Source organism: Elusimicrobiota bacterium, from assembly GCA_040757695.1.
In the GTDB taxonomy this organism is placed as follows: Bacteria; Elusimicrobiota; UBA8919; order UBA8919; family UBA8919; genus JBFLWK01.
Map to the genome: position 1 here is coordinate 1 of JBFLWK010000227.1, position 1,410 is coordinate 1,410.

The 1,410-nt window shown below is 34.8% G+C and carries 2 protein-coding genes; both read right to left on the reverse strand.

All coding sequences use genetic code 11. The features are described from left to right. Window positions 1-105 precede the first annotated feature (105 nt). Complete coding sequence (locus AB1349_14350; protein MEW6558506.1) at window positions 106-588, reverse strand: recombinase family protein; 483 nt, start codon at window positions 586-588, stop codon at window positions 106-108. Continuing rightward, window positions 585-1,235 (reverse strand): hypothetical protein, encoded by a 651-nt coding sequence (locus AB1349_14355; GenBank protein ID MEW6558507.1) that lies wholly within the window; start codon window positions 1,233-1,235, stop codon window positions 585-587. The genes AB1349_14350 and AB1349_14355 overlap by 4 nt, the downstream gene beginning before the upstream one ends. Window positions 1,236-1,410: the final 175 nt, after the last annotated feature.

Consider the following 1,410-nt stretch of genomic DNA (forward strand, 5'->3'; position numbering starts at 1 on the left):
TTTTCAAAATTCAAAGAGCAATTTCAAAGGTCAAACCTTTGATTTGAATGAATTTGCAAATATATTTTATAGTGGTTCCGACGAGCCGTATCAAAAAAACAGTGTTTATAGCCGTTTTTCAGGTCGAGCGCCCTGCCAATTGCCTTGTTGGACCCCTTTAATCATTCCAGGGAATACACGCTCTGCAATTCTATTTCGTTCAAACTCAGCAAAGCTACCTAATTGCTGAAACATTAGCTTGCCTGCCGAAGTTGTAGTATCAAATGGCTCTGTAGCTGACTTAAAACCAATGCCACAAGAAGATAGCTCGTCCACTAAATTTAACAAATCTTTAAGATTGCGGCTAAATCTGTCTATTTTGTAAACCAAAACCAAATCAAACTTTTTCTCTTTCGCGTCTTTAAGGAGTCCTTTCAAGGCAGGGCGCTCGGTAGAATAACCGCTTATGCCATCGTCTTGATAAACCCTGAATATCTCAAGACCTTCTCTCTTAGCAAAAGATTCAAGATATTCTCTCTGTACTGCAAGAGAATAACCTTCTTTTGCCTGTTCCTCTGTACTGACACGAATATGAATTGATATTTTCATTTTGTAGTATTGATTTTCGTTTTTAATCCTATTCTAAATCGCGTTGGTAATTCAGGCCTACGTTCATTCTCTGGTATTTCATAAATAGTTGCAATTGGAGGGAAGAACTTTTCTAGCGAAAATACAGTTATTTCCTCAGCAAATGTTAATAAATTGTGACTATATACCTCTAAAGCATTTCCAATTTGTGTGCCTTCAAAAAATGTAGGTAAAGTTATAACAAATGTTCCAGATTTATCCTTATTAATATCAAAATTATTGCAATATGGCTTGCCAGTGTTCGGATGTTCATCTTCATTTCTTAATTCAATTATTTTTTTGATCCACGATTGGTCGTCAATTAAAAGCTTGGCAACGATAAAGTCACTTCCAAATTCTTTAATAAAATCATCTCTGATTCTGTGAAAATGCGGACCTTGATAGCTTTTATCAAAGATAATATTAATGTTTTCCGCAACCTTTTGCAATGTTTGCTTGGCGTATTTTATAAATGAGCGAGAATTTCCTATAGTCAATGCTGAAGGAACGTTTATACATCGGCCATCCGATTGCGTAGTAATACCCTGTTTTTTAATATCGGCCACTATCTTTTCAATCTCTTCAATAATAGGTTTTGCAGTTTTTTCGGCTAATACTAACAGTTGCATAATTTCATAGCAATTTGCTTTTAATCTTTCTTTTTTCTCTTTAGACAGAGTCGACCTGAAAAACGGCTATAAACACTATTTTTTTGAGATAGCTCGTCGGAGCCACTATAAAATATATTTGCAAATTCACTCAAATTAAAGGTTTGACCTTTAAAATCGCTCTTTGAATTTTGAA

Excerpts from the sequence above, each read along its gene's own strand:
- AB1349_14350 (MEW6558506.1), bottom strand. The coding sequence starts at position 588 with ATGAAAATATCAATTCATATTCGTGTCAGTACAGAGGAACAGGCAAAA.
- AB1349_14355 (MEW6558507.1), bottom strand. The coding sequence starts at position 1,235 with ATGCAACTGTTAGTATTAGCCGAAAAAACTGCAAAACCTATTATTGAA.